The sequence below is a fragment of the Bacillus sp. AMCV2 genome, from assembly GCF_056033925.1.
The window spans coordinates 4,019,511-4,044,525 of record NZ_JBVYIB010000002.1; the positions used below are offsets into that span (position 1 = coordinate 4,019,511).

31 protein-coding genes and 2 pseudogenes are annotated in these 25,015 nt (G+C 40.9%); 16 read left to right on the forward strand and 17 right to left on the reverse strand.

What is annotated here, in order from left to right:
• The first annotated feature begins 35 nt into the window (after positions 1-35).
• Complete coding sequence (cotF, locus tag AC0OMA_RS20665) at positions 36-518, forward strand: spore coat protein CotF (RefSeq protein ID WP_003243364.1); 483 nt, start codon at positions 36-38, stop codon at positions 516-518.
• Positions 519-549: 31 nt separating this feature from the next.
• Here the strand turns inward: cotF and hypR are convergent, their stop codons facing one another.
• Complete coding sequence (hypR, locus tag AC0OMA_RS20670) at positions 550-927, reverse strand: transcriptional regulator HypR (RefSeq protein ID WP_014478546.1); 378 nt, start codon at positions 925-927, stop codon at positions 550-552.
• Between the two features lie 204 nt (positions 928-1,131).
• Between hypR and AC0OMA_RS20675 the strand changes: the two genes are divergently transcribed.
• Positions 1,132-2,061: a manganese-dependent inorganic pyrophosphatase gene (locus tag AC0OMA_RS20675; protein ID WP_015385181.1), complete on the forward strand. Its 930-nt coding sequence runs from the start codon at positions 1,132-1,134 to the stop codon at positions 2,059-2,061.
• Between the two features lie 32 nt (positions 2,062-2,093).
• Here the strand turns inward: AC0OMA_RS20675 and AC0OMA_RS20680 are convergent, their stop codons facing one another.
• Positions 2,094-2,540 (reverse strand): DUF6376 family protein, encoded by a 447-nt coding sequence (locus AC0OMA_RS20680; RefSeq protein ID WP_181220362.1) that lies wholly within the window; start codon positions 2,538-2,540, stop codon positions 2,094-2,096.
• Between the two features lie 11 nt (positions 2,541-2,551).
• Entirely contained in the window at positions 2,552-2,872 is a 321-nt protein-coding gene (locus AC0OMA_RS20685; protein WP_003226899.1) for a hypothetical protein, read from the reverse strand.
• Positions 2,873-2,972: 100 nt separating this feature from the next.
• On the opposite strand from AC0OMA_RS20685, the gene AC0OMA_RS20690 reads away from it, so the two are divergent.
• Together AC0OMA_RS20690 and AC0OMA_RS20695 are read left to right on the forward strand one after the other, a co-directional pair.
• Positions 2,973-4,283, forward strand: coding sequence for an MFS transporter (locus AC0OMA_RS20690; protein WP_014478548.1), 1,311 nt, complete (start codon positions 2,973-2,975; stop codon positions 4,281-4,283).
• Positions 4,284-4,442: 159 nt separating this feature from the next.
• On the forward strand, positions 4,443-5,180 hold the full coding sequence (locus AC0OMA_RS20695) for a MerR family transcriptional regulator (protein ID WP_015483967.1): 738 nt from the start codon (positions 4,443-4,445) through the stop codon (positions 5,178-5,180).
• Positions 5,181-5,217: 37 nt separating this feature from the next.
• Here AC0OMA_RS20695 and AC0OMA_RS20700 read toward each other — a convergent pair whose 3' ends face one another.
• Complete coding sequence (locus tag AC0OMA_RS20700; RefSeq protein ID WP_063335908.1) at positions 5,218-6,006, reverse strand: hypothetical protein; 789 nt, start codon at positions 6,004-6,006, stop codon at positions 5,218-5,220.
• Positions 6,007-6,073: 67 nt separating this feature from the next.
• Positions 6,074-6,463 (reverse strand): YybH family protein, encoded by a 390-nt coding sequence (locus AC0OMA_RS20705; RefSeq protein ID WP_063335909.1) that lies wholly within the window; start codon positions 6,461-6,463, stop codon positions 6,074-6,076.
• 145 nt (positions 6,464-6,608) lie between these two features.
• Between AC0OMA_RS20705 and AC0OMA_RS20710 the strand changes: the two genes are divergently transcribed.
• A complete protein-coding gene (locus tag AC0OMA_RS20710; protein WP_047183499.1) occupies positions 6,609-7,448 on the forward strand; it encodes a pentapeptide repeat-containing protein in 840 nt (279 codons plus the stop codon).
• A gap of 32 nt (positions 7,449-7,480) precedes the next feature.
• Here AC0OMA_RS20710 and AC0OMA_RS20715 read toward each other — a convergent pair whose 3' ends face one another.
• Entirely contained in the window at positions 7,481-8,695 is a 1,215-nt protein-coding gene (locus AC0OMA_RS20715; RefSeq protein ID WP_251217851.1) for an MFS transporter, read from the reverse strand.
• Positions 8,696-8,881: 186 nt separating this feature from the next.
• On the opposite strand from AC0OMA_RS20715, the gene AC0OMA_RS20720 reads away from it, so the two are divergent.
• The 3 genes from AC0OMA_RS20720 to AC0OMA_RS20730 all read left to right on the forward strand — a co-directional run bounded on the left by AC0OMA_RS20720 (position 8,882) and on the right by AC0OMA_RS20730 (position 10,779).
• Positions 8,882-9,760, forward strand: a complete 879-nt coding sequence (locus AC0OMA_RS20720; protein WP_047183501.1) for a LysR family transcriptional regulator — start codon at positions 8,882-8,884, stop codon at positions 9,758-9,760.
• A gap of 13 nt (positions 9,761-9,773) precedes the next feature.
• Entirely contained in the window at positions 9,774-10,217 is a 444-nt protein-coding gene (locus tag AC0OMA_RS20725) for a GNAT family N-acetyltransferase (protein WP_251217852.1), read from the forward strand.
• Between the two features lie 82 nt (positions 10,218-10,299).
• A complete protein-coding gene (locus AC0OMA_RS20730) occupies positions 10,300-10,779 on the forward strand; it encodes a DUF2798 domain-containing protein (RefSeq protein WP_047183503.1) in 480 nt (159 codons plus the stop codon).
• 24 nt (positions 10,780-10,803) lie between these two features.
• Here the strand turns inward: AC0OMA_RS20730 and AC0OMA_RS20735 are convergent, their stop codons facing one another.
• Positions 10,804-11,691 carry a LysR family transcriptional regulator gene (locus AC0OMA_RS20735; RefSeq protein ID WP_047183504.1) on the reverse strand — a complete coding sequence of 296 codons (888 nt, stop codon included), beginning with the start codon at positions 11,689-11,691 and terminating at the stop codon, positions 10,804-10,806.
• A 128-nt stretch (positions 11,692-11,819) separates the two neighbouring features.
• Here AC0OMA_RS20735 and AC0OMA_RS20740 point away from each other — a divergent pair, with 128 nt between their 5' ends.
• Positions 11,820-12,398 (forward strand): LysE family translocator, encoded by a 579-nt coding sequence (locus AC0OMA_RS20740; protein WP_015483972.1) that lies wholly within the window; start codon positions 11,820-11,822, stop codon positions 12,396-12,398.
• A gap of 88 nt (positions 12,399-12,486) precedes the next feature.
• A pseudogene (locus tag AC0OMA_RS20745) lies at positions 12,487-12,864 on the forward strand (VOC family protein).
• A 49-nt stretch (positions 12,865-12,913) separates the two neighbouring features.
• Here the strand turns inward: AC0OMA_RS20745 and AC0OMA_RS20750 are convergent.
• Positions 12,914-13,576 carry an MBL fold metallo-hydrolase gene (locus tag AC0OMA_RS20750; RefSeq protein ID WP_251217855.1) on the reverse strand — a complete coding sequence of 221 codons (663 nt, stop codon included), beginning with the start codon at positions 13,574-13,576 and terminating at the stop codon, positions 12,914-12,916.
• Between the two features lie 165 nt (positions 13,577-13,741).
• Positions 13,742-14,194, reverse strand: a complete 453-nt coding sequence (locus AC0OMA_RS20755; RefSeq protein WP_003226875.1) for a MarR family transcriptional regulator — start codon at positions 14,192-14,194, stop codon at positions 13,742-13,744.
• 119 nt (positions 14,195-14,313) lie between these two features.
• On the opposite strand from AC0OMA_RS20755, the gene AC0OMA_RS20760 reads away from it, so the two are divergent.
• Both AC0OMA_RS20760 and AC0OMA_RS20765 read left to right on the forward strand, forming a co-directional pair.
• Positions 14,314-14,754: a GNAT family N-acetyltransferase gene (locus AC0OMA_RS20760; protein ID WP_474222405.1), complete on the forward strand. Its 441-nt coding sequence runs from the start codon at positions 14,314-14,316 to the stop codon at positions 14,752-14,754.
• Between the two features lies 1 nt (position 14,755).
• Complete coding sequence (locus tag AC0OMA_RS20765) at positions 14,756-15,358, forward strand: YczE/YyaS/YitT family protein (protein WP_047183508.1); 603 nt, start codon at positions 14,756-14,758, stop codon at positions 15,356-15,358.
• 66 nt (positions 15,359-15,424) lie between these two features.
• Here the strand turns inward: AC0OMA_RS20765 and satA are convergent, their stop codons facing one another.
• On the reverse strand, positions 15,425-15,946 hold the full coding sequence (gene satA / locus AC0OMA_RS20770) for a streptothricin N-acetyltransferase SatA (RefSeq protein ID WP_474222406.1): 522 nt from the start codon (positions 15,944-15,946) through the stop codon (positions 15,425-15,427).
• Between the two features lie 414 nt (positions 15,947-16,360).
• Between satA and AC0OMA_RS20775 the strand changes: the two genes are divergently transcribed.
• The 3 genes and pseudogenes from AC0OMA_RS20775 to AC0OMA_RS20785 all read left to right on the forward strand — a co-directional run.
• Positions 16,361-16,717: an MmcQ/YjbR family DNA-binding protein gene (locus tag AC0OMA_RS20775; RefSeq protein WP_474222407.1), complete on the forward strand. Its 357-nt coding sequence runs from the start codon at positions 16,361-16,363 to the stop codon at positions 16,715-16,717.
• A gap of 159 nt (positions 16,718-16,876) precedes the next feature.
• Positions 16,877-17,443 (forward strand): dihydrofolate reductase family protein, encoded by a 567-nt coding sequence (locus tag AC0OMA_RS20780; RefSeq protein WP_474222408.1) that lies wholly within the window; start codon positions 16,877-16,879, stop codon positions 17,441-17,443.
• A 320-nt stretch (positions 17,444-17,763) separates the two neighbouring features.
• Positions 17,764-17,943: pseudogene (locus AC0OMA_RS20785) on the forward strand (DUF255 domain-containing protein); the annotation flags it as partial.
• A gap of 62 nt (positions 17,944-18,005) precedes the next feature.
• Here AC0OMA_RS20785 and arsC read toward each other — a convergent pair.
• The 5 genes from arsC to AC0OMA_RS20810 form a co-directional block, all read right to left on the reverse strand.
• Positions 18,006-18,425 (reverse strand): arsenate reductase (thioredoxin), encoded by a 420-nt coding sequence (arsC, locus tag AC0OMA_RS20790; RefSeq protein WP_015483976.1) that lies wholly within the window; start codon positions 18,423-18,425, stop codon positions 18,006-18,008.
• Between the two features lie 11 nt (positions 18,426-18,436).
• Entirely contained in the window at positions 18,437-19,477 is a 1,041-nt protein-coding gene (gene acr3 / locus AC0OMA_RS20795) for an arsenite efflux transporter Acr3 (RefSeq protein WP_327830170.1), read from the reverse strand.
• A gap of 20 nt (positions 19,478-19,497) precedes the next feature.
• Entirely contained in the window at positions 19,498-19,938 is a 441-nt protein-coding gene (locus AC0OMA_RS20800; protein WP_015385206.1) for an ArsI/CadI family heavy metal resistance metalloenzyme, read from the reverse strand.
• A 57-nt stretch (positions 19,939-19,995) separates the two neighbouring features.
• The gene (arsR, locus tag AC0OMA_RS20805; protein WP_474222409.1) at positions 19,996-20,313 is read right to left on the reverse strand and encodes an arsenical resistance operon transcriptional regulator ArsR; all 318 of its coding nucleotides are present in this window, start codon (positions 20,311-20,313) and stop codon (positions 19,996-19,998) included.
• Between the two features lie 346 nt (positions 20,314-20,659).
• Positions 20,660-21,496 (reverse strand): helix-turn-helix transcriptional regulator, encoded by an 837-nt coding sequence (locus AC0OMA_RS20810; protein ID WP_015385208.1) that lies wholly within the window; start codon positions 21,494-21,496, stop codon positions 20,660-20,662.
• Positions 21,497-21,599: 103 nt separating this feature from the next.
• Here AC0OMA_RS20810 and fabF point away from each other — a divergent pair, with 103 nt between their 5' ends.
• Positions 21,600-22,832: a beta-ketoacyl-ACP synthase II gene (gene fabF, locus AC0OMA_RS20815; protein WP_015483977.1), complete on the forward strand. Its 1,233-nt coding sequence runs from the start codon at positions 21,600-21,602 to the stop codon at positions 22,830-22,832.
• Positions 22,833-23,066: 234 nt separating this feature from the next.
• Here fabF and AC0OMA_RS20820 read toward each other — a convergent pair whose 3' ends face one another.
• Both AC0OMA_RS20820 and AC0OMA_RS20825 read right to left on the reverse strand, forming a co-directional pair.
• Positions 23,067-23,858 carry an SDR family NAD(P)-dependent oxidoreductase gene (locus AC0OMA_RS20820; protein WP_063335919.1) on the reverse strand — a complete coding sequence of 264 codons (792 nt, stop codon included), beginning with the start codon at positions 23,856-23,858 and terminating at the stop codon, positions 23,067-23,069.
• A gap of 47 nt (positions 23,859-23,905) precedes the next feature.
• Entirely contained in the window at positions 23,906-25,015 is a 1,110-nt protein-coding gene (locus AC0OMA_RS20825) for an NADH:flavin oxidoreductase (protein WP_063335920.1), read from the reverse strand.

Genomic DNA, 25,015 nt, shown 5'->3' on the forward strand with positions numbered 1-25,015 from the left:
GATATGGAATCTGATCGATAAAGGAGAATTTTCACATGGATGAACGCAGAACATTGGCTTGGCATGAAACATTAGAAATGCACGAGCTGGTTGCTTTTCAATCAAACGGACTCATTAAACTGAAGAAAATGATAAGAGAAGTAAAAGACCCTCAGCTCAGACAGCTTTATAACGTGTCTATTCAGGGTGTTGAGCAAAATTTGAGAGAGCTTCTTCCGTTCTTTCCACAGGCTCCGCACAGAGAGGATGAGGAAGAAGAACGCGCAGATAACCCATTTTACAGCGGTGACCTGCTCGGTTTTGCCAAAACATCTGTCCGCAGCTATGCCATCGCAATTACAGAAACAGCAACACCTCAATTAAGAAACGTACTGGTCAAACAGCTGAATGCTGCCATCCAGCTGCACGCCCAAGTTTATCGATACATGTATCAGCATGGATATTATCCGTCTTACAACCTTTCTGAACTGTTGAAAAACGATGTCAGAAACGCCAACAGAGCCATTTCAATGAAATAAAACAAGCAGCAAAGGAGTTTTCCCTTTGCTGCTATTTCTGCTGATCCTTCAGTAAGCCGTTCGAACGATAAGATTCCAGCACGTCTCTGTTGGATTCTCCCCATTCTTTCATTTGCAAAACAATCGGTTCAAGCGTTCGCCCAAATTCCGTCAGAGAGTACTCAACCTTGGGCGGCACCTGTTGATAAACCTCACGATGCACGATGCCGTCCGCTTCCAGCTCCCTCAGCTGAAGAGTAAGCATTCTTTGAGTAATACTCGGGCAGATTCGCCGAAACTCATTAAATCGTTTCTTGCCATCTATCATGTGATAAAAAAGAATTCCTTTCCACTTTCCGCCAATGACATCTAGAGTAAATTCAACTGGACAGCCTTCTTTGTTCGGGTATATATTCTTTTTTCCACTCATTCTTGACCCTCCAATAGTACCTTTTTTGATACTACATTACATTTTGCAACTAAGCTACCCAGTATTTTACACACCTTTTCTCCTTAGCTCAAAGAAAATGCTTCTTATTCACATCAATTTTTAAGGGTTTGCATGATTACACCTGCAGCAAGACGTGTTAAACTATATAAAGATTACACTACTTAAAAAAGGATAGGAGCTATCATGGAAAAGATACTTATTTTCGGACACCAAAACCCAGACACAGATACGATTTGTTCTGCGATTGCTTATGCTGATTTGAAAAACAAACTCGGCTTCAATGCTGAGCCTGTCCGCCTCGGACAAGTCAACGGCGAAACACAATACGCGCTTGACTATTTCAAACAAGAAAGCCCGCGCCTTGTTGAAACAGCTGCAAACGAAGTAAACGCCGTTATCCTGGTTGACCATAACGAACGCCAGCAAAGCATCAAAGATATTGAAGAGGTTCAGGTTTTAGAGGTTATCGACCATCACCGCATCGCTAACTTTGAAACAGCTGAGCCGCTTTACTATCGTGCTGAGCCTGTAGGCTGTACGGCTACCATCTTAAACAAAATGTACAAAGAGAATAACGTGAAAATCGAGAAAGAAATTGCCGGCCTTATGCTGTCTGCGATCATTTCTGATTCCCTGTTATTTAAATCTCCAACTTGCACGGACCAAGACGTAGCGGCAGCAAAAGAGCTTGCGGAAATCGCTGGCGTAGATGCTGAAGAATACGGCTTGAACATGCTGAAAGCAGGCGCTGATTTAAGCAAAAAAACAGTGGAAGAGCTCATTTCTCTTGATGCGAAAGAATTTACGCTCGGCAGCAAGAAAGTCGAAATCGCACAAGTAAACACAGTGGACATTGAAGATGTGAAAAAACGCCAAGCTGAATTAGAAGCTGTGATCTCAAAAGTTGTGGCTGAGAAGAATCTTGATCTGTTCCTTCTCGTTATCACAGATATCTTAGAAAATGATTCACTTGCTCTTGCAATCGGTAACGAAGCAGCGAAAGTGGAAAAAGCGTTCAACGTTACATTAGAAAACAACACAGCCCTCTTGAAAGGCGTTGTTTCCCGTAAAAAACAAGTCGTTCCTGTCTTAACAGACGCAATGGCTGAATAAGCAAAAAGCATCCCGCGTCGGGATGCTTTTTCTTATTCACTCAGCTTCTCAATTTGTCCCATCACATCAGTAATTTGCTTTGCGTTTTGGACCAGGTCTGACTGCTCCAATTCTTTAAGCGATACCTTGCCTTCCTCTGCTTGTTTCAACACATCTTCAGCGCTTTTCTGCAAGGTTTCGTTATGCTCCTGAATGGTTTGATGAATCTCCGCTGCGGCATCAGGCGGCGTTAATTCATTAAAATCAGCGGCAGCCTTCTGAATCGACTCAAGCTGCGCTTCAAGTTTTTCTTTCGCCTCGGTGTCATTTACAGCTTTCTCAGCTAATTTAGGCGCTTCCTCTGCAAATGTCTTCACCTTCTCCACATAACCCGCTGCTTCACTCGTATAGTTCAATCCGTCGTTCACCTGATCAAGCATGCCGCATCCGCCTGCACTCAAAAGTCCCACTCCGGCAAGTACTGTCAAAATGATCTTCATCTTCAGCCCCCTCATCGTTTCTTTTTCATTTTTTCTTTTAAGATCGGAATCAATTTCTCTTTCGCTAACGGCAGCCCTTTCCTCACCAATTCACGCTTCAGCCACTTTTTCAGCTTAGACATTCTGATGCTCCTCTCCCTTTTTGATAAAAATGAAAAAACTCCACCAATTTGGTGAAGTTCCTGAAACAAAAAGACCTTCACCAAATCAGATTTGGCAAAGGTCTCGCTAACAATGAGATTGCCAGCAAAGCCGAGGACACCTTGTCCCGTAATGACGACTTTACTGTGAAAGCTACTCCCCTTTGGAGTGTTCATTTTTATTACTTTCATTCTAAAGCACCGATCTGTTCCAGTCAAATTCCTGCCGTTTATATAAAAGCGCGCTGTGGTATTTAAAATTTGAATGGTTTTTCCATCAGGAGATCATGCTATGACAGAGGAGGTTTTCATCATGAGTCAAGAGCGCGTGAAACGGCCTGGGCATACCAGATGGTACATATCTTCGTTACTTAGCGGCATTATTATTCTTAATTATTTTGACCGAGTGGCCATCTCGGTAGCGGCCCCTGCGATACAAGATTCGTTTCACCTTACTGCAACTGAACTTGGCATCGTGTTTTCCATTTACACCTATTCCTATACACTGATGCAGCTGCCTGTCGGAAGTTTGCTGGACCGTTTTGGGGTCGCATGGGTCACGAGGGTTGGAATGACAATATGGAGCTTTTTAACGATCCTTCTTGCTTTTTTGCAAGGAAAATTGCTGTTGTATCTGTTCCGGTTTCTCATTGGGCTGACGAGCGCCTCTGCGTTCCCTGCTGCCTCTAAGGCAACCGCTCTCTGGTTTCCTCCAAGTGAGCGGGGATTGGCAAACTCACTGTTCGATTCGGCCGCCAAGTTTTCAAATGTAATCGGCGCGCCATTGGTCGCCTTTCTTGTCACAACATTTGACTGGCGTGTCGCTTTTTTGACGATTGGATGCATCAATGTGCTGTTTACGATCTTTTTCTGGCAGTATTATGAACAGCCTGAACGGCACAAACGTATTTCTAAAAGTGAACTAAACTATATTCAAAAACACAATGCCATTACAACAGAGCAAATCCCTTACAAAACGGGCCCGCTTTTAAAAAAGCTTTTCACCAATCGGAAAGTATGGGGCTTAATGATCGGATTTACAGGGTACGGGTATACATTCAACCTGCTGCTCACCTGGCTTCCGACTTTCTTTAAACATACATACGGTATGGATCTCATGTCGTCCGGTTTATTTACGGCAGTGCCGTGGCTGATCTCAACCATTTCCGGAATTGCCGTCGGCGGCTGGCTCGTCGATTATTTTATTAAGAAAGGCTATCCTAACACCAAGGTGTACCGAACCGTAATCATAGTCGGAATGAGCTTTGGCTTTTTCTTTTTAGGCTCCATTCTGACGAACAATATTACCGTAGCCATTATTTGCATTTCCATCGGACTCGCCGGAATTTCCGCAACCGCTCCGGTCGGCTGGTCCATCTCCGCAGAACTCGCGCCGATCGGTTCCGTATCCATGCTGAGCTCCATGGTGAATCTCGCAAACAACCTGTTCGGAGGCATTATTGCTGCGTCACTGACAGGGTATTTGTTTGATGTGACAGGCTCCTTTACGCTCAGCTTTCTGGTAGCTGGTTTTGTGCTGTTGCTGGGATTGGTTTTTTATGTGTTTGTACTAGGGGATGTAAAACGAATTAAACTGGAATGAAGAGTGCTTGCTGAAAAGCACTCTTTTCTTTGAATCCGCCAGGTGTTATTTTCTTTCTCCCACATTCACTAGGCTGTCTTCGGACGAAAACACCACCATTTTATCCTTGACTCCAACCAAAGGTAAGGCCTCATAGTGAAAGAAGAAAGGAGGAGTCGGATGGTGAAATTAACAGTAAAAGAACTATCCAATATTGCGAATGTCACAATTAAAACGCTTTATCATTACCACAAAATCGGCTTGCTAGCCCCAAAGGAAATAAGCGAAGCCGGATATCGGTACTATGGTGCTGAAGAACTAAAAAGACTGCAGGAAATCCTTTTTTACAAAGAATTAGATATCCCTTTGTCAGAAATCAAAACATTACTAAATGAGGATGCTGAAAGAACAAGTACATTAGAAAAACAAAAAAAGCTGTTTGAAAAGAAAATTGAAAAGTATCAGCGTCTCATTCAAACAGTCAACACATCTTTAGAATACACGAGAAAAGGCGAAAACATGGATCACAAGGTAATGTTTAAAGGATTTGAAAGCGCTGAAGAATGGAAACAATCTTTAGCAGAACAAAATGGGTATTTAAAAGAGCGTTACGATTTTGAATTGGATACACATACAATCAATGTCGATGAAATGAACAAAATGGCAATAGAGGCTAAACATTTTCTTGATAGGATGGCTGATTTTTTAAGAAACGGTGTAACGTATCATGATCCTTCCGTGCAAGAGCATGTCATGAATCATCTTAAGTTCCTAAATCAGAACGGGCATCCGACAAGTAAAGAAGATTATGTAAAACAAACACGTTTTTTTATGCAAGATGATTTCCATAGAGGAATGTTAGAAGAGCAGCAAACCGGTTTATCTTATTATTTGGTTGTCGTTGCAGAACACCTGTAGTGTTTTGTCACCCTTTATAGGGTGACAGCCATCAGGATTACGAGACAGCACCGCCAACAATCGAAACATTCTGCCGGTCAACGGCAAAACGCCGTCCGTTCCATTTCAATACGGTTTGAACATATCCCAATGAGTCGGCGTTATACCTTCCCGCTATCCGCTGGTACGCCAATAATTCGTATACGCCGTCTCTGTCAAAATCAACCGGATACAAGCCCGATAAAGGATTCACCCATCCTTCTATCGGCATTTTTAACACACCTTGGCTGTTATAAATCTCATTCAAATATTCCCTGCCCTTGTAAGTAAGGTCGAGGATATACGTTTTGTTTTGCTGATGACTGATGACGCTCGCTTTATATTGATTTTGATACCTCACACTGTACTTTAATTCATCATTCAATACATCTGAATTGAAAATTCGCCGGAACTGCCTGTTTAGATAGGCAAACACATATGCATAAATAGCACCGCCGCTTCCCCCTGTGTCCATTACCACTGCCACATCCTCAATCTTGTCGCCTGTCATATCCCCCAGAAAAAGTGACGGATTGTATCCCATATTGTTTTGAAGCTGAATCCGCTGCTCCTGATGAGTTCTGCCATCACGGATCACCAATGTGATATTTCTCCATAACGGGCTGCCGGGCATTTGATTTCCAGTTAGAAAGACCTCGTCAATAACGCCGTCTCCCGTGACATCGCCGCGGGTAGATGCAATGATTGCACGTGAGGAGACAGGCTGCCGAAATACGTATAGATGTTGAACAAGTCCTCTGCCTTCATAAAACCAATAAGGAGCCATTCTGATGTCATATAAATTCAATTGTGTCACCTTCCCTAATCAGCTGAATGAATCATTATATGCAGGAATGGCACATCAAAGACATATCTTACACACCAATTAAATCCGTACCATATGAATTATCGATTGCACAAAGCCACTCGCCTTGCGCATTCTTCCTAAATACATAGGTCGCCCTTCTTTCCATTGCATACTCGGAATCCTTTTTATCCGAATCAAGCAGTGTCTGAGAAAGGACCAGTGCAGTGTCTCCTGCTTCCAAAATGATCATTTCCCCTTGTGTCGGGACAATATGATGATTGAAATAGTCCGCGATTGCCATAAACGCTTTTTTGATTTCTTCTTTACCTCGCGCGATCATGCCCGGCTTCACAACTAAAACGGCATCTTCCGAATAATAATTCATCAGTGTATCAAAATCTTCATTTTGGATTGCCAAATCACATGCAGAGATGATGTCTTTCAATTGCTGTTCCAAATGACTTCCCCCAATCATCATGATTGGATATATTATACATCGTTAGATCACTGAAACCGTGAAAACAAAATGAAAAGTATCCTTTTTTCCTATATAATCAAATAGATATATTTAACAAAGTACCCAAGTGAAGGGGTGGACATTATTGTCTGCGGAAGTAACGTTACATGACAATATACATCATGATTTAAGTGCGGATTGCCAGCACTGTTTTGGCCTGTGCTGTGTCGCCTTGCCTTATGCGAAGTCGGCAGATTTTGCTTTTGATAAAGACGGGGGCACGCCTTGCCGCAACTTACAATCAAACTATCAATGTTCTATACATAAAAATCTCAGAGAAAAAGGATTTCGAGGCTGCTCTGCATATGAATGCTTTGGCGCCGGCCAAAAAGTATCCCAAATCACTTATGAGGGAAAGGATTGGCGAAACAGCCCCGAAACGGCCAACCAGATGTTTGACGTTTTTCCTATCATGCAGCAGCTGCACGAAATGCTCTGGTATTTACATGAAGCTCTATCTATAGATATAGCCAAGCCGATTCATTCTGAACTGAGAACCAGTTTCGAAAAAATAGAAAGGCTCACCAGACTCAGCAAAGAGCGCTTGCTGACACTGCAGGTGGACGAGCATCGAGCTGAGGTCAATGAATGGCTGTTAAAAACGAGTGAACTGGTGCGTGCCCAAGCCCGCCATCCAAAACTCCCGAAAAAAGTCAGCCAGGGAAGTGTCCTGATCGGCGCGAAACTGAAAGGGCTTGATTTGCGAGGAGCAAACCTAAGAGGGGCACTGCTCATAGCCGCAGATCTGAGAAATGCCGATTTGAGAATGACAGACTTTATCGGTGCAGATATGAGAGACGCTGATCTCAGAGGCGCCGACCTGACCGGGAGCATCTTTCTGACACAGGCACAGGTGAACGCCGCCAACGGCGATTCGAACACAAAGCTGCCGCTGTCTTTACGAATCCCTGCCCATTGGAAATAAAAAAGGACCCGCTAACGGTCCTTTTTTACTGATCAATTCAATCCTTTTTCGCTCCTTTTATCCGGCATTTTCACACTTCTTGCCAAGTATCCCGACAGCCATAACGCAACCAGCAGCATGAAGGTGATCATACCGACAACGCCCAGCCAGTGAAAAGCAGACCAGAATAGCCCTCCGATTGTTCCGAAAACACTTGAACCGGCGTAATAAAAGAACAAATACAGCGATGAAGCCTGTGCTTTGTTGTGAAGGGCTCTCCTGCCCACCCAGCTGCTGGCAACTGAATGCCCTCCGAAAAAACCGAATGTAAAGAGGGCAATTCCCAGAATTTTCACTGCCAGCATACTGTTTATCGTGAATAAAGCACCTGCAATGACGATGAAAATATTCATCACCAATATTTTCGGATAGCCATACCGATCAACCATTCTTCCAATGAAAGACGAGCTGAAAATGCCTACAATCATCACAATAAAGATCCAGCTGGAAAATGCTTTATTAAGCGAATACGGCGGGCCCAACAGCACGTACACAATGTAATTAAACAATGCAACATTGCTTCCGAGCAGTAAAAAACCAATGAGAAACAAGCTGAATAGTTTACGGTCCCTCAAGTGGCCGATCAGAGACATTCCCAATTTCCCGAGCTTCAATTTTCTTGGCGTAAAATGCCTGGATGGCGGCAAATTCATAAAAAATATAATACTAGCAATCAAACTAATGACACCAATTGACCCCATCGCCATATGCCAATTCAAGTACTCGCTCAGGAGCCCGGAAACGATCCTTCCGAAAACGGCGCCGATTGCGTTTCCGCTGATATACAGCCCCATCGCTGATCCAAGACTTCCGGGTTCAATTTCTTCTCCAAGATAAGCCATCGCAATCGACGGAAGGCCTGCGAGCGCAACGCCTTGAACGGTTCTCAATACGAGCAGTGTATGAAAGTTCGGACTGAAAGCCGATGCCAGACAGAGAACCGATGCGGCCAGCATGGAAATACCCATAATCGGCTTGCGCCCCCACACCTCGGATAATGAACCAAAGACAAGCATGCTCACAGCTAACAGCACTGTGGTAACAGATAAAGAAAGACTCGCCGCAGTAGGCGTCACATGAAATTCCCTCGTGAATTCCTCCATGAGCGGCTGTACGCAATATAGAATCGCAAATGTATTGAAACCCGCAGCGAAGAAAGCAAACGTAATTTTTCGAAAAACCGGTGTGCCTTTTTGAATGTATGTCATCGGGACTTTATCGGTCCCTCATCATGTTGTGGAGCACTGTAATTCATAAACAACCATCCTTTATTTCTTCCGATTTCAAACATCCTCGAGTCTGTTTATATTATTATCTTAGCACCGTTGATATATGTTGTATAATGCATATAAAATATCCTTTTCATGCTTATATGTAATAAGGAGGGATGATAATTGGAATGGGAACAACTTGAATATTTTCAAACACTCGCCCGGATGCAGCATGTGACGAAAGCTGCAAAAAGCCTCTCCATCACACAGCCTGCGCTTTCACGCTCTATCGCCAGGCTGGAAAATCATTTGGGTGTCCCGCTATTTGACAGGCAAGGACGATCCATTAGCTTAAATCAATACGGACACATTTTTTTGCGGCGGGTTCAGGCGATGATGAAAGAGTACACCGAAGGAAAAGAAGAAATCCAAGCTTTATTAAAGCCAGACCAAGGCGTAGTCTCTCTCGGTTTTTTGCATACATTAGGCACCACGCTCGTGCCCGATCTCATCGGCTCCTTTCAGCAGGAATACCCCAACATTGCCTTCCAGCTGAAGCAAAACCACTCTTATTGGCTGCTTGAACGATTAAAATCTGGGGATCTGGACCTCTGTCTCCTCGCTTCGATTAAGCCTGAAAATCCGATCCAATGGATCAAGCTGTGGAGTGAAGAACTCTTTGTATTTGTGCCAAATGATCACCCATTAGCCAGTCGCGAAAGCATTACCCTGAATGAGATTGCCGGGGAGCGTTTTATTTTATTGAAAAAAGGCTACGCGCTTCGGATGACGGTCGATGAGCTGTTTGAGAAGGCCAATATACAGCCGAACATTATGTTTGAAGGAGAAGAAGCAGCTACTGCCGCAGGTTTTGTGGCAGCCGGACTGGGCATATCTATTCTCCCAGACCTGAAAGGCTTAGACCAAAGCAAAATCACCAAAATCCGCGTCAGCTGGCCGGAATGTCAGCGTGTCATAGGAATTGCCTGGATAAAAGGCAGGTTTTTATCACCGGTTGCTGAGACCTTTAAACAATACGTCATCAGCCATTTTTCTGAGTAGGGAGGATTCAAACATGAATGTCAAAAAAATCACGTCAGAACAGGATTTACATACAGCGTTTGAAATCAGAAAGGCAGTATTTGTAGAGGAACAAGGCTGTCCCATTTCGGATGAATTCGATGAGTTCGATACACTCCACGGTGATTGCCAGCACATCCTGGCTTATCATCAGAATGTACCTGTTGGCACTGCACGTGTCCGTATCGTTGGCCACGCGGGGAAACTGGAACGAATCTGCATTCTGAAGCCTTACCGCAAATTCGGTCTGGGAAAAATAATCGTCGATGCATTAGAACGTATTGTGAAAGAACAAGGCATTTCTGCCTTCAAATTGCACGGCCAGACACAGGCGGCAGGCTTTTATGAAAAGCTAGGCTATCAGACTGCATCAGAAGAATTTATGTTGGATGGCATTCCGCATGTGCTGATGACAAAACAAGACGATTCTGCGCTATAGATTGTTCACAAATTTGTCACTTATGAGCATGAACAGTTCATTGGTATACTAATCACCGATTATGAAGAGAAGGAATGATTGTATGCCAGCAAATAAAAAAGAGAGTCTTATATTTGGCGTGATGATGTGTTTTGGAATGGTCTGCGTCATGTCGATTTACAATGCCATCATCAACGGAGCCATTCAGGATTTTTCACTGATGACCGTTTTTGAAATGGTCATCGGTTTTATGGTCGCCCTCCTGTTCGATTTACTGTTAGTGGGCCCCCTCGCCAAGAAGATTGCATTCCGTATGCCGTTCGACAAGACTAAAAAAATTCATGTCATCCTTGCCATGTCAACTTGTATGGTGATTGGCATGGTACTTTGTATGTCTGTGTTCGGTTTAGTGACAGCGGTTCTAGCAAATGGGCTGAACGGGGACAGCCTCTTCAGTGCTTATCTTATGATTGTGTTGAAAAATTTCATCCTGGCCTATCCATTGCAATTACTGATTATGGGCCCATTAGTCAGAGGGATTTTCATGAAATTTGTAAAACCAAAGCTCACAGCCGTAATTTAAATAGAATAGGAGTGAGCCTGACACTCACTCCTTTTGCTCATGAATTGAATGTAAAACAAGCTCCGCAAAAGCCTCTGCGGCAGGCAGCTGCCATTTTTTCTTTTTGAGTAACATATGAGAGTAAAGCGGATCAAGGGTTTCAGCATGATGAAGGATTTTCAGCTTGCCCGCCTCCACTTCTTCTTTCACTGTGATATAAGGCAAAACGGAAAATCCAAGCCCGCTCATAACCGTTTGTTTGATTGCTTCGATACTCCACAGCTCCATCGTTTGAAAACCGCTGATGTCATGCTTCACAAGGTATCGTTCAAACATCGACCGGTAACTGCAGCCCTCTTCATTTGTGATAAAGAAATGGCTGTTGTTTTCCTGTTTGTAATCATCAAAATGATCCGGTCCATCCATACTGCCCACAAGGACTATCTCCTCCTCGGTTAATGTGTAATGAACACACTTTTCAATATTGATCTCCGGATAGACCATTAACGCGACATCGACCCGTCCGCTTAACAAATCCACCTGATTTTGTCCGCATGTGCCGTTGCTTAAGATGATTTTGACATGAGGATATTTCAGTGAAAATTCCCTTATGATCGGTCCAAGTCTGGAAATGGTTAACGACTCAGGTGCCGCTACTTTCAACACACCCTTAACTTCGTGAACGTTTTGCATATTCTTGATTTGTTCATGGGTTGATAGTAAATCCTCAGCTAAAGGGATCAATTCCCTTCCTAAAACAGTCAGTCTTAAACGCCTTTTCTCGTACGTGAATAATGCCCCTCCGATCTCCTGCTCCAGCGCTTGGACGTGAGTGGTGATCGTGGATTGCGTATAGCCTAGCTTCGCCGCGGCGTCTGTATAGCTCCCCTTTTCTACGATGGTCTGAAACGTGATAAGATGTCTGATCTCCATACGATTTCTCCTTTTATGATCTATTGAAAAAAATGATAATGACTTTTTATATTTCAATTTTATTTATAGATATCATTATCATACAATAAAAACTGCCCCGTACGACATTAGTAAATGAAGGTGATTTTATGAGTATAATAGCTTTTCTTTCGTATGTGATTTTGACATCCATTACGCCTGGCCCGAGCAACATCTTAATGATGAATGAAGCGCGGCAGTTTGGCTTTATAGGGTCATGGCGTTTCAATAGCGGCATTTTGGCAGGTTTTGCAGTCCTTGGGATTCTCAGCGGTGTATTTACGATAGGACTATACAATTGGATTCCGGTTGCAGAACCATACTTCAAAATAGCAGGTGCAGTCTATCTGCTTTATTTGGCATGGCAGGTCGGCATGTCCAAAAAAGCAAAGAAGGATTCTGAAGATGTGCATTCTTCTTTTCTATCAGGTTTTATTTTTCAAATAATCAATGTCAAAAGCATTCTGTTCTTCTTAACATTGATGAGTGCTTTTATCCTTCCGTTTCAGCATTCAATGACATCGGTCATTCTTTATCTCACATTAGCCATCATTCTCGGCTGGCTGGCGCTGCTGCTATGGTCAGGATTCGGCTCTGTGTTCAAAAAACTCTTTGACAAATACGATAAAGCATTTCGCACTATTATGTGTTTGCTGCTTGTTTACTCTGCCGTCAGTATTTATCTGTAGCACCTGTAAATCTATCTTATAAAGCAGGTCATCTAGTGATTGTGATGATTTTCGTTATTTCGATTACCCTAAAAGGAGGGAATTCATCTTGATCAAACGAATTGATCATCTGGTGTTGACTGTACAAAACCTTCAAGAAACGATCGACTTTTATACATCTGTTTTGGGAATGGAAGAAGAAACATTTGGCGCAGGCAGAAAAGTCTTGTATTTTGGCAATCAAAAAATCAACTTGCATGAGGCCGGTCATGCATTCTAACCTAAAGCCAAGCACCCGCTCCCGGGATCTGTCGATTTATGTATGATCACGGATGAACTCATCAATAAAGTGATGGAGCATCTCAAGAAAACAAACGTCAATGTCGAGGAAGGCCCAATAAAAAGAACCGGTGCACTCGGCCCGATTCTATCTGTTTATATAAGAGACCCCGATCAGAACCTCATTGAGATTTCGGAGTATATTTAAATCCCCTCTAAACATACCAATTCATTTGGTATGTTTTTTCTTACTTCCATTAATCCCTATACCTTACCACATAGTTTTTATACAATTCTTCGTTATAAAGAATTTCTTCGCCATGTGAAGAGCAAATGAGCGTTGGTTTGATTTGATCTATGATTGAGCCGCTATCAATGTTCTCATTTATATCAACACTGAATCTTCTTATAGGTGGGTGTAAATCCTCCTTACTTGTGATAAAAAGGTCACCCGTTAAAAGAGTACGATCGATTTTATGATAATACACGACATGACCCGGAGAATGGCCAGGTGTTAAATAGTATTTCAGAGGCAGGTGAGCAAGCGTTTGCTCCGTCAGCGGCTGGACAACATGGGCTACCCCTGTGTTCTCCACTTCATTTTTGTTCGGATATGGCTCTTCCCCATTGATGTACTTTAGTTCTTTCTGGTGCGCAAAAATCGGAATATCAAATCTCTCTAACCATTTTGATGCACCTCCGATATGATCACTGTGGCCATGAGTAAGCAAGATGGCTTTTGGATCGCCGATCGCGAGTGCTGCCCTAATTTGAGCATCAGCAAAACGTTCTATTCCCGTATCAACAATATAAACACCATCACCATCTTTGATAAACCAAGTATGAACCGGAATACGGAGAGGCACATCAAGCTCAAATTCACATTGAAAGACATGTTCTGATAGCTGTCTCAAGTTCATCAAAACCACTCCCTTTGGAGATTTTTTGATAGTTTTTAAAGAAAACAGAAGTGAACGGACCAGGCAGATTATCTTGAAAATGGCCCCACACTCCAGCAATCTGGTATTCTTGAGGAGGAGACGCCGATTTTCGCCAGCATCAGCTCGACTTGTTAACATTGTCCATTAATAATCCCTTTTGTTCCCCTTCTTGACATATTCCCAATCACGTTCTATATTCTTCCTCACTCTATGAAGGAGTGCAGAAATGGTTTCCTTTTCCTCTGAAGTAAAACCGGACAAGGCCACTTCCGTGGAATGTTCTCCTTCTCTTCTTAACAATGGATATACCTTTTTTCCTTTCTCAGTCGGGAACAGTTTTTTTATTTTTTTATTTTGCTCATCCGGCAGTTTTTGAATAAATCCCTGCATTTCCAGCTTCTTAATGGCCCGCGCGGCCGTTGTCCGGTCCACTTTTATCATTTCCGCCAATTTTTCTTGAATAATTCCCGGATTTTCGTATATACGTACGAGATAGAGATACTGCCCTCTTGTTAAGTCCAAATCTTTAAATTCGATGTTGCTTATGGAATCCAACGCTCTTGCTATCATGCCGATCTCACGCAAAATATCATTCATTCCTAAAACCCCTCGCATATTTTTGTTGCAATTACAACAAAAATGTTTTACCCTTACTATTATAAGACCACATGCATGCTGTACAGTCCAGACTAATATCAGAAAAGGATTGATTCATAATGAATATAAAAAGAATAACAACTGAAGCTGATTTACATGAAGCTTTGAATATTAGAAAGACGGTTTTCATTGAGGAGCAACATGTATCTGAATCCGAAGAGTTCGATGAATTTGATACGCTCCAGGAACAATGCCAGCATGTCTTGGTATATTATGAGAATCAGCCTGTCGGCACGGGCCGTGTGCGCATCGTTGACCGTACAGCAAAGCTGGAAAGAATCTGCATCCTAAAACCTTACCGTAAGTACGGATTGGGGAAAGTCATCGTAAACGGGTTAGAAGAAATCATAAAAGAAAAAGGACTGACTGCATGTAAGCTGCATGGTCAAACACAAGCAACAGGCTTTTATAAAAAACTGGGCTACCAGATTTCTTCACAGGAATTTATGGAAGACGGCATCCCTCACGTCCTGATGACAAAAGAAATATCGCGGATTTAACATGAAATATATTTTTTACGGATTAGGCATACTCATATTAAGTTTGGGCATTTCCTTAACCATACAATCAGAACTGGGCACATCACCCTTCGATGCCCTTTTGGTTGGTCTGTCAAAAGAAGTCGGACTTACCGTAGGAAGCTGGGAGGTCCTTATTTCTGTGATCCTCTTAATCTGCAACGCTATATTAACGAGAAAAAAACCTCTTTTGCTAGGCTTGATTACAGCATTCATTACTGGAATAGGCATTGACCTATGGTTGTTTGTTGTAAAAAACACCATCTATCTAAACGCGTTGTTAAGCAAACTGATTTGTTTCGGAATTGGTTTGGTGCTCATCGGTCTTGGAACAGCCATCTATCTTCAGACGAAATTCGCATCAACACCCATCGATCATTTAACACTTATTATCCGAGATCTCTCCAAAAGAACAATCTTGTTTTCAAGAACATTGGTATACGCTCTTTTCTTAGTATTAGCCATCATCTTTAAAGGCCCTATCGGCATCGGAACCCTATTAACCGTCTGTTTGGGAGGAATGATCCTCCACGTTTTTATGCCTATTGTGGAAAGACACTTCTTATCAAAGAAAAGAAGGGGTTAAAAAACCTCTTCTTTGAAAAACAAAACGCAAAACAAGCTTCGTTTCGTTCGATAATTTTATGATAAATTAAAATTTATAGTACCAAAAAATCGCAATTTCATTTGCTGTTGGAAGGTTGGAATAAAGCATCGTATCAACCGCACCTATTATAAAGTGATGTTTGGCATAAAAACGACAAGCTGAGACATTAATATCTTGTGTTTCAAGCATAAGACCACAAAAGCGATTCTCCTTTGCCCACTCAATCGCTTTATGTAATAATGCTGTTCCAACACCTTTCTTTCTATAGTCTTTTGCAACAGCAATGTCCTCTATTAGTGCATACCCATTCCAGTTAGAACGAATCTTAATCCGGCCGATGCAGTTGCTTTCACCATAATATAAAAAAACAACTTTCCCTTCATCTTCCATATAACTAACATCCATTTCATCATCTTCATATTGTTTAAAATAAGGTTTAGAAAATCGTTCCACAGTATATGTCCAAACACCGTCTTCAAAAGCAGGTATCATTCTCCCTAAAACAACGAAAGGTTCGTTTGGTTTATTGAAATCTTTCATATTCAATTGAGTCATTTTAATGATCAAATCAATCTCCGCCAATCGAGATAATATTTAGTAAACTCGTTTCGATACTATTCAATAACAGCTTCCAAAAGTGCACTCTTTAAGAGAACAGCAATAGATAAGACATCCATTACCTTATATATAAATTTCACTATCGTAATGAAGTATTTCATCAAAGGATTGTGGTACAGTAAAAAAGAATAGAAACAAGAGCAAAGAAGATGATCCCATGCCCACTAACAGTAAACTCAATGAGAAATATCATCCTTCATTCAACTCGCCCACAACCCTGTTGAATAGTACCCATGGAGAGAGGGAGCTTTGACACAGCTTCTGCCATTGGTGACATCTCTATTGAAGTATCCAAAGGACAACCAAGGATCGCTCTTTGGTTTTTCCTAGAAGAAATTAGAGTGAATAAAGGAGTGGTTGAGTATGTTGACAAGAGAAGATATCTTTAAACACGTCAAAAAAAAATACGGTACACCGCCTGATTATCCGTGGGGGAAATACCCAAACTATGCTTCTTTGAGACATACATCAAACAAAAAATGGTACGGTCTTATCATGAATGTTCTCCCAGAAAAATTAGGCCTGGAAGGACATGGCGAAATAGATATTCTGAATTTAAAATGCCCCCCTGACATAAGTGATGGCTTAAGAAATGGGGAAAATATCTTACCCGGATATCATATGGATAAGGAACATTGGATTTCAATTGTTTTAGAACGGACAGATCCAGAAAGCGAAATCTATAACTTAATCGAACAGAGCTTTCATTTAACCAAGTGAAGATAAAGAGTGTTCCTGCTAATCGAGCTGCAAAGAGTAGTGGGCACTTTCATTTTAGGATATTGTTCTTCACTCTGTCCACAAACGCAACTTAATCCATCTCGTGTATGAGTGGAAGAAGAATTTCTACCAACTTCTTATGTAAAAGGATGAATAGTTATGACAAATAACTTAAAACAGAGAAGAATCATTTTAGATTTAGCAGTTACTCTAGATGGTTTTATTGAAGGGAAAAATGGAGAAGTTGATTGGTGTATTATGGACCCTGATATGGGGTTTACTGATTTCTTAAATCAAATTGATACTATTTTATATGGTAGAAAAAGCTACGATTTATGGGGACAGTATATCCCCATAAAAGAAGACCCTGATACGGAAAAGGAAATTTGGAAATTAATTCATAGTAAAAAGAAATATGTTTTTTCCAGAACACAACATGAGATTGATAATCAAGCAATATTTATAAATGATAATATTCTTGAAGAAGTAAATAAATTAAAGAAAAAGCCTGGTAAAGACATCTGGCTATATGGTGGAGCGAGTCTCATAACAACTTTTATAAATTTGGGGCTTGTTGATGAATTTAGATTATCTATTCACCCTGTTGTTTTGGGAGAAGGAAAACCGTTGTTTATTGATTTAAAACAGAGGTTAAATTTAAAAATGCTGAATACAAGAACATTTTCCTCTGGCGTTGTGCAAATCGTTTATCATTGGAATGGCTAAAAAATCTTTCAGTCCAAAGTATATATTGTTAGGTAACACTCGACAGTAATTTTTCTTATGAACTAAAGGGGCGTCCATAAATAATGGGTTCCCCTTAATACTATGGAATTATCAACATCAAATTTAACAGAGCTAAAAAAAAATATCCATTCTCCTGTAATAAAAGAAAACTGAAAAGGACGGTGCCTTCCTTCATTAACATAATTAAACATTATATTATTTTCCTTCTCCCTCTTTTAAGTAAATCGGCTAAGCTTTGTATTTATTTATAATTATTGTGGTACCTAAATGTAATTAAAACAAATGAAAGAAGGTGATCCATGCCCACTAACAGTAAACCCAATAGATTAATCGCTGAGAAGTCACCATATCTCCTTCAACATGCTCACAACCCTGTGGACTGGTTCCCGTGGGGAGAAGAAGCCTTCGAAAAAGCAAAACGCGAAAACAAGCCGGTTCTGGTCAGCATCGGTTATTCGACTTGCCATTGGTGTCAAGTTCGTATAGCTACACATTAATAAAAAAAGGACACATATAAATATGCATCCTTTAACAAAAGAGTTTATTTCCCTGTTTCTGCAAATTCCTTCAACCTATCCCCTATTTCATCACGAACCCTTTGGAAAAACGCCCATTTTTCTTCTTCTGTCCCTTGTGCTTTTGCTGGATCATCAAACCCCCAATGCTCACGTTTTACATGTGGAGGCGTGATCGGGCATTTATCAGCAGCATCACCACAAAGCGTAACAACTAAATCAGCATTGTTCAGAATATCAGAGTCGATGATATCTGACGTTTGATTAGAGATATCTATACCAACTTCTTTCATCGCTTTAACAGCATTCGGATTTAATCCATGTGCCTCTATCCCCGCGCTATATACTTTCCACTCATCACCTAAATATTGTTTAGCCCATCCTTCAGCCATTTGGCTTCGGCAAGAGTTCCCTGTACATAAAAAGTAAATAATTTTATTCTCCATATATTCCACCTCTACATCGAGTGACTTCGAAAGTATTTTCGTTGAAACCATAAAGCAACCTTAACAAGTGCTATCATGACCGGCACTTCTACAAGCGGACCAATTACGGCGGCAAATGCTGCACCCGAATGAATTCCAAACACACCAACAGCTACAGCAATCGCTAATTCAAAGTTATTGCTTCCTGCTGTAAAAGCTAAAGTAGTGGTTACAGCGTAGTTTGCCCCGATTTTCTTTCCTAAAAAGAAGGAAACAAAGAACATTAAAACAAAGTAAATCAATAATGGAATCGCAACTCGAACAACATCTAACGGCAAGCTAACAATTACATCACCTTTTAAGGAAAACATGACGATAATTGTAAATAGCAAAGCAATTAACGTAATTGGACTAATTTTAGGAATGAACACTTTTTCATACCATTCTTTCCCCTTCACTTTTACAAAAATATAACGTGTCACCATTCCTGCAATAAAAGGAACTCCAAGGTAAATGAATACTGATTTTGCGACTTCTGCCATCGTAATATTCACTACTGCTCCTTCCATCCCTAACCATTGCGGAATAACTGTTACAAAAATGTAAGCATAAACTGAGAAAAAAAGCATTTGGAAAATTGAGTTGAAAGCAACTAATCCTGCCGCGTATTCTGTATCACCTTTTGATAAGTCATTCCACACAATAACCATCGCAATACAGCGAGCCAATCCAATCATAATAAGTCCAATCATATACTCCGGTTTATCTGGCAAAAAGATGATAGCCAAAATAAACATGAGAGTCGGACCAATGATCCAGTTTTGCACTAAAGACAAAATTAATACTTTAATATCTTTAAATACCCGGCCGATTTCTTCATAGCGAACCTTTGCTAGTGGAGGATACATCATTAATATTAATCCAATTGCTAAAGGGATAGATGTAGTTCCAACTTGTAATTTGTTTAATCCGTCAACAAAGCCCGGAAATATAAAACCTAATCCTATCCCCAATGCCATCGCAAGAAAAATCCAGATGGTTAAATAACGGTCTAAAAATGATAAACGTTTCATTACTTATCCTCACCTTTTTATTAACAGCAAGAGTTCGTTTTACTATCGCTTGGAGGTGTTACACAACAAGAGGAGGAATCTTGTTTTTGAATCTCGCTGTTCGATTTGGTATAGAAAAACTCCCACTCGTTTCCATCTGGATCAGTAATCCAAAATTTATCTTGGACTGCATAACAACAAGTCGTATCCATTTCTTCACGTGCAAAAAAACCTTCTTTTTCAAGCCTTTCCTTGTGTTTCAAAACTTCTTCCAAACTATCTACTTGGAATCCAAAATGATTCACTTGATTTCCCTTCACCTCATCTACGACATTTAAAGTGAAGTTCAGTCCAGGAGTCTCTAATAAAAACTTTGCATAGTCTGTTTTTACTTTTACAGCCTTTACTCCAAAAACTTTTTCATAAAAATTGATCGATTTCTCCAAACTGACAACATTTATCCCTACATGAACATATTTCATTTTAATTCCCCCTCTTATATATTAATCAAAAAAATTTGATTTAATGACTAAAAATTTTTAGCAGCAATCTCCTTCACCTTTTTTTCTAAATACACAACAAAGCTCTTCTGATAATAAACTATTTACTTCCTCATCATTTAAATCATAATAGCTCCATGTTCCCTTTGTCTCTTTCGTTATTAAGTTGGCATCTAATAAAATTTTAAGATGATAAGAAAGTTTAGATTGTGTCACATCAAAAATCTCAGTCAGATCACAAACACAGGTTTTTCCCCTTTGACAAAGTTCATACATGATCTCTAATCGTTTCTGATCAGCAAGAGCCTTAAATTTTTGTTCATATTTCTGAAGTAGTTCTGATTTCGTCTCAACCATTCATATCGCCTTCTTTAATCAATTTTTTTTGATGTATTTATAATACTCATGATTTTAAAATAAATGCAAGCAAATAAATCGATTTTTTTTGATTAATTATAAAACCCACTAAAAGCTTGTGTAACCAGATAGAGGTTTTCTATTTTTAATATTTTCTCCATCACTACTACAACAGGGTTATAACTTGTTTTTGGTGGCATAGGATCTTTCAAATATTAGATGCACACAACAACTTCATCCAAATACAATAAACGAATGGGAACTATATACTAGTTGTTTTTTTATTTACAGTCTAAACAAAGTAAAGGAAGTATTACTTGAATAACTTCTACTCTCCAAACGATAGCTAGCCTTCAATTAACCGTTTTAACTTAAGCTCAGTTTCAGTATCCTCAACTGGGGTATAGACGCTGCATCTTAAATCAGTATCCCCATGCACTTGTAATGAAGTCAGATTAAACAACATTTTACCTACCTTAGCATGACGAAACTCAATTAATACTTCAGGAGCAGAGCTTATCTCACTTTCATTCCAAATTTTACGAAACTCAGGATATGCCTGTTCCATTTCTTGTATAAATTGCTCATACCAGTCATCAGCCACATACTGTCCATAATACGTTCTAAATATTGCGATATATCCTCTAACAAAATGCTCCCAATTCACTGCTAAACTTTTAAATTCCTTTCTTGCGAATAGTAAGCGTATTATATTCCTTTCTGCCGGATTGATTTGTTCAAAGTCCAAAAATACATTAGCTGCTGCTTGATTCCACCCAACAATCTGACTTCTTCTATCTGATATAATCGTTGGGCAATAACGAAGTTCCTGCAAAATTTTTACTAAAGCCGGACTGATTTCCTTCTCTTTCTCATTTATAAAGGGTTGTTTCACTCCTTCCTCTAACGCTAGAGCATACAAATATCTCCTTTCATCGTTATTTAATTGTAATGCTCGAGAAATAGCATCTAATACCGAAGTAGATACTTTTATATCTCTTCCTTGTTCTAACCATGTATACCAAGTAAGACTTACACCGGCTAGTTGAGCCACTTCTTCTCTTCTTAGTCCTGGTGTTCTTCTGCGGGTTCCTACAGGTAAACCAACCATTTGGGGAGTAATTTTCGAACGTTGGTTCTTTAAAAATTCCGATAAAGCTTGAAGTCTTGTTTCAGGTTTCATTAAGATCTCCCTTTAAAATAGTATTAATTATACTAGGATAAACAACAACTTGTAATAGGATAACACAATAGCTAAAGTTAATAAAAACAAGGAGGGAATTATCATGAAAAGAGTTGTCATTACTGGAATGGGAGTTATTTCTCCTCTAGGAAATGATGTGAATAGCTTTTGGAATCAACTAGTTAAAGGACACTCGGGAATATCTCTAATTGATTCTTTTGATACTGCTGATTATAAAACAAAGATAGCTGGAATCGTTCGTGATTTCGATGCAGATGAAATATTGGGGAGAAAAGAAGCAAAACGATTAGATCGTTTTAGTCAGTTTGCCTTAGCAGCAGCCGAACAAGCATTAGAACATTCACAATTACAGTTAGATAATGTTGATCTTGAACGTTTAGGGGTATATGTTGGTTCAGGAATCGGAGGCATACAATCGCTTGTTGATAATGTGAATGTATTAAATAAACGAGGTCCCGCGAGAGTAAGCCCTAGCCTTGTACCAATGATGATTTCAAATGCAGCTGCAGCTCAAATAAGCATAAAATTAGGAGCACAAGGACCATCATTATCACCAGTCACAGCCTGTTCAATCGGGAACACCTCTATTGGTGAAGCTTTTAATGCTATCCGAAATGATGAAGCAGATATTATATTTGCCGGTGGAGCAGAAGCTGCAATCACACAGTTATCTTTGGCTAGTTTTGGAAACGCCCATGCATTATCTACAAGAAACCAAGAGCCAAGTCGAGCCAGCCGACCATTCGATACAGATAGAGATGGCTTTGTTATGAGTGAAGGCGCAGGTATCTTAGTATTAGAATCATTAGAAAACGCTATTCTTAGAGATGCGCCGATATTATGTGAAGTAGTGGGGTACGGAGCTAGTTCAGATGCTCATCATATGGTAGCATCACACCCAGAAGGTAAGGGTGCCTACTTAGCCATGAAAAAAGCATTGAGAAGTGCAAATATATCAACAGGTGAAATTGATGTTATTAGTGCTCATGCAACAAGTACACAAGTAGGTGATCGTTCAGAAGTTCTAGCTATTAAGAAATTATTTGGTGAACATTCACGTGAAATTCCAACAACTGCAAACAAGTCAATGACTGGGCACATGCTTGGTGCTGCTGGCGGAGTAGAAGCAATTGCTTTAGTGGAAAGTTTGAGACGAGGAATGATTCCGCCAACTATTAATGTAGAGAAGCAAGATCCAGATTGCAACTTAGATGTTGTATCAGAAGCGAGACACCTTCCATTGAAATATGGGCTATCAAATTCTTTTGGTTTCGGCGGACATAATTCAGCAATCTTGTTAAAGAATTACGATTGAAGACCCATCTTTATAGTTCAAAGGTGAAATAATGGATCTATCAAGGGTTTATAGCCCTTGGTTTTCATTATGGAATACCTCACAGACAAATGATGACGAGCCTTAATCTCACAAAAGCTTTACGAGAATCACTGGAAACACAAAAAATGATCGCAGCCACTAAACAAAAAAGTGGTGGCAATTTGGGAAAGGCTAATCAATTTGCTCACCACTCTCTTTTATATTTTTTTAGTATTAAAATATATTTTTAATACCGCCGCCATCGACTCGCATCGCTGAACCATTAATAGCTGATGATAGCTTGCTGCTAAGAAAGGCAATAAACTCAGCGATTTCTGCTGTTTGTATGGGACGCTGGAGCAGTGAAGTATGTCCATTATCTTTCATGAACCTTGTCCCCGCCTCGTCTAGGCCAATCTCGTTTCCATAAGCTGAAATCATCATACTTTCAACGAACTCAGTCAACATTAAACCGGGAAGCACTGTATTAACCGTTACATTCGTTCCCCGTGTCAACTCGGCAAGATTTCGAGAGACACTCAGCTGCATCGTTTTGGTCACGCTGTACTGAGGCATTTCAAGCGATGGCAGCAGCGCAGCCCCGCTGCCTACAAAAATAATGCGTCCATCATTGCGTTCCAGCATTGATTGAATGTAATGACGGGATAAACGGATCCCGCTCATGACATTCACTTCAATAAATCTAAACCATTCCTCATCCGAAATATCCAGGAAGGGTCTCGCTTCAAAAATCCCCATGTTATTAATTAGTATATCCACTTCAGGAAGGTTGGCCAGAAGCTCCTCGCATCCCGATTCATTCCCCAAATCCGCGACGGTCGACTTGACAGCAGCAGATGGATGCTGTTGCTGAATTTCTTCAATAGCTGAACGTACTCTTCCCTCATCTCGACCATTAATATACACCGTCGCACCTTCTCGAACCAACACCTGTGCGACAGCTTTACCAAGCCCCTGCGTCGAACCTGTGATCAGCGCCTTTTTTCCTTTCAAACCTAAATTCACGATAATCCCCCTTTATTAAATGGCATTTACGGATTTTTTACTCAGAGTCAAATTTCATCTACACTTAGCATTTCGGAGTCTTTAATGGTTGGACCATCTGCCAACACATCACCCGTAAATGGATTCAGCGGGAGACCTTCCCGAACTTTGATTGGCCAATCATGATTAGCCAGTGCCATTCTTGCGATCGAAATCAAATCTCCGCCTTCGTTGAGAACCCGCTCTGCATCTTCCGGTTCCATAATGCTTCCATTAACGATAACAGGAATCTTCCCGTATTTTTTAGCCAAAGCGGCGAGCGTTGGGCCGCTTTCACCAAAAGCAGGCGCATTGGCCACATAGTCCGTCACATGAATATAATCGGCGCCCGCATGTGCTATGCTCTCAAAGATTATCTTCGCATCGGCCTCTCCATTCGGCCATTTGTAATCGAAGTTGTTCATTTTATATTGCGATATCTCAACACCAACGATAAAGTTATCACCGGTGCTCGCACGGATGGCTTGTACCGTTTCAACGATAAACCGCAGACGATTCTCCAATGACCCGCCGTATTCGTCTTCGCGATTATTGGTATATTCCGTTAAGAACTGATCATGAAGGAAACCCTTCCCAACATGCAATTCAATGCCGTCGGCGCCTGCCTTTTTAGCGTTGGCGGCGGCTCTCGCAAAATTTTGTACAAGCTCCTTAATTTCCTCCACCTTAAGGGCCGTTGAAACTGGAAATTCTCCTCCCGGACCGTAAGCCGGAACCCTTTCTCCCTCCGGTTTATAAGACGAAGGAGCAACCGTTACGTCTTCATCTTTATACCACTGCGATAACGCGCCCGCATGTGCCAACTGAATAATCATTTTGGCGCCATTGGCATGAACCGCGTCAATCACCTGTTTCCAGCCTTCAATGTGAGATTCATTCGTGATGCCGGGCATATCTAAGGACCCTTTACTCAACTTGTTATCCATATAGGTCGATTCCGTAATGAGCATAGCGAAGTCTCCTGCCGCGAAGCTCGCGTAATAACGTGCCATTCTATCGGTAGGGCGGCCATCCGGATCGGCGGAAGCTCGCGTCATCGGAGCTAGAACGACCCGGTTTTTCAAAGTCAAATGCCCAAGTTGATAACTGGATAGTAAAGTCTGGTTTTTCGATGTCAT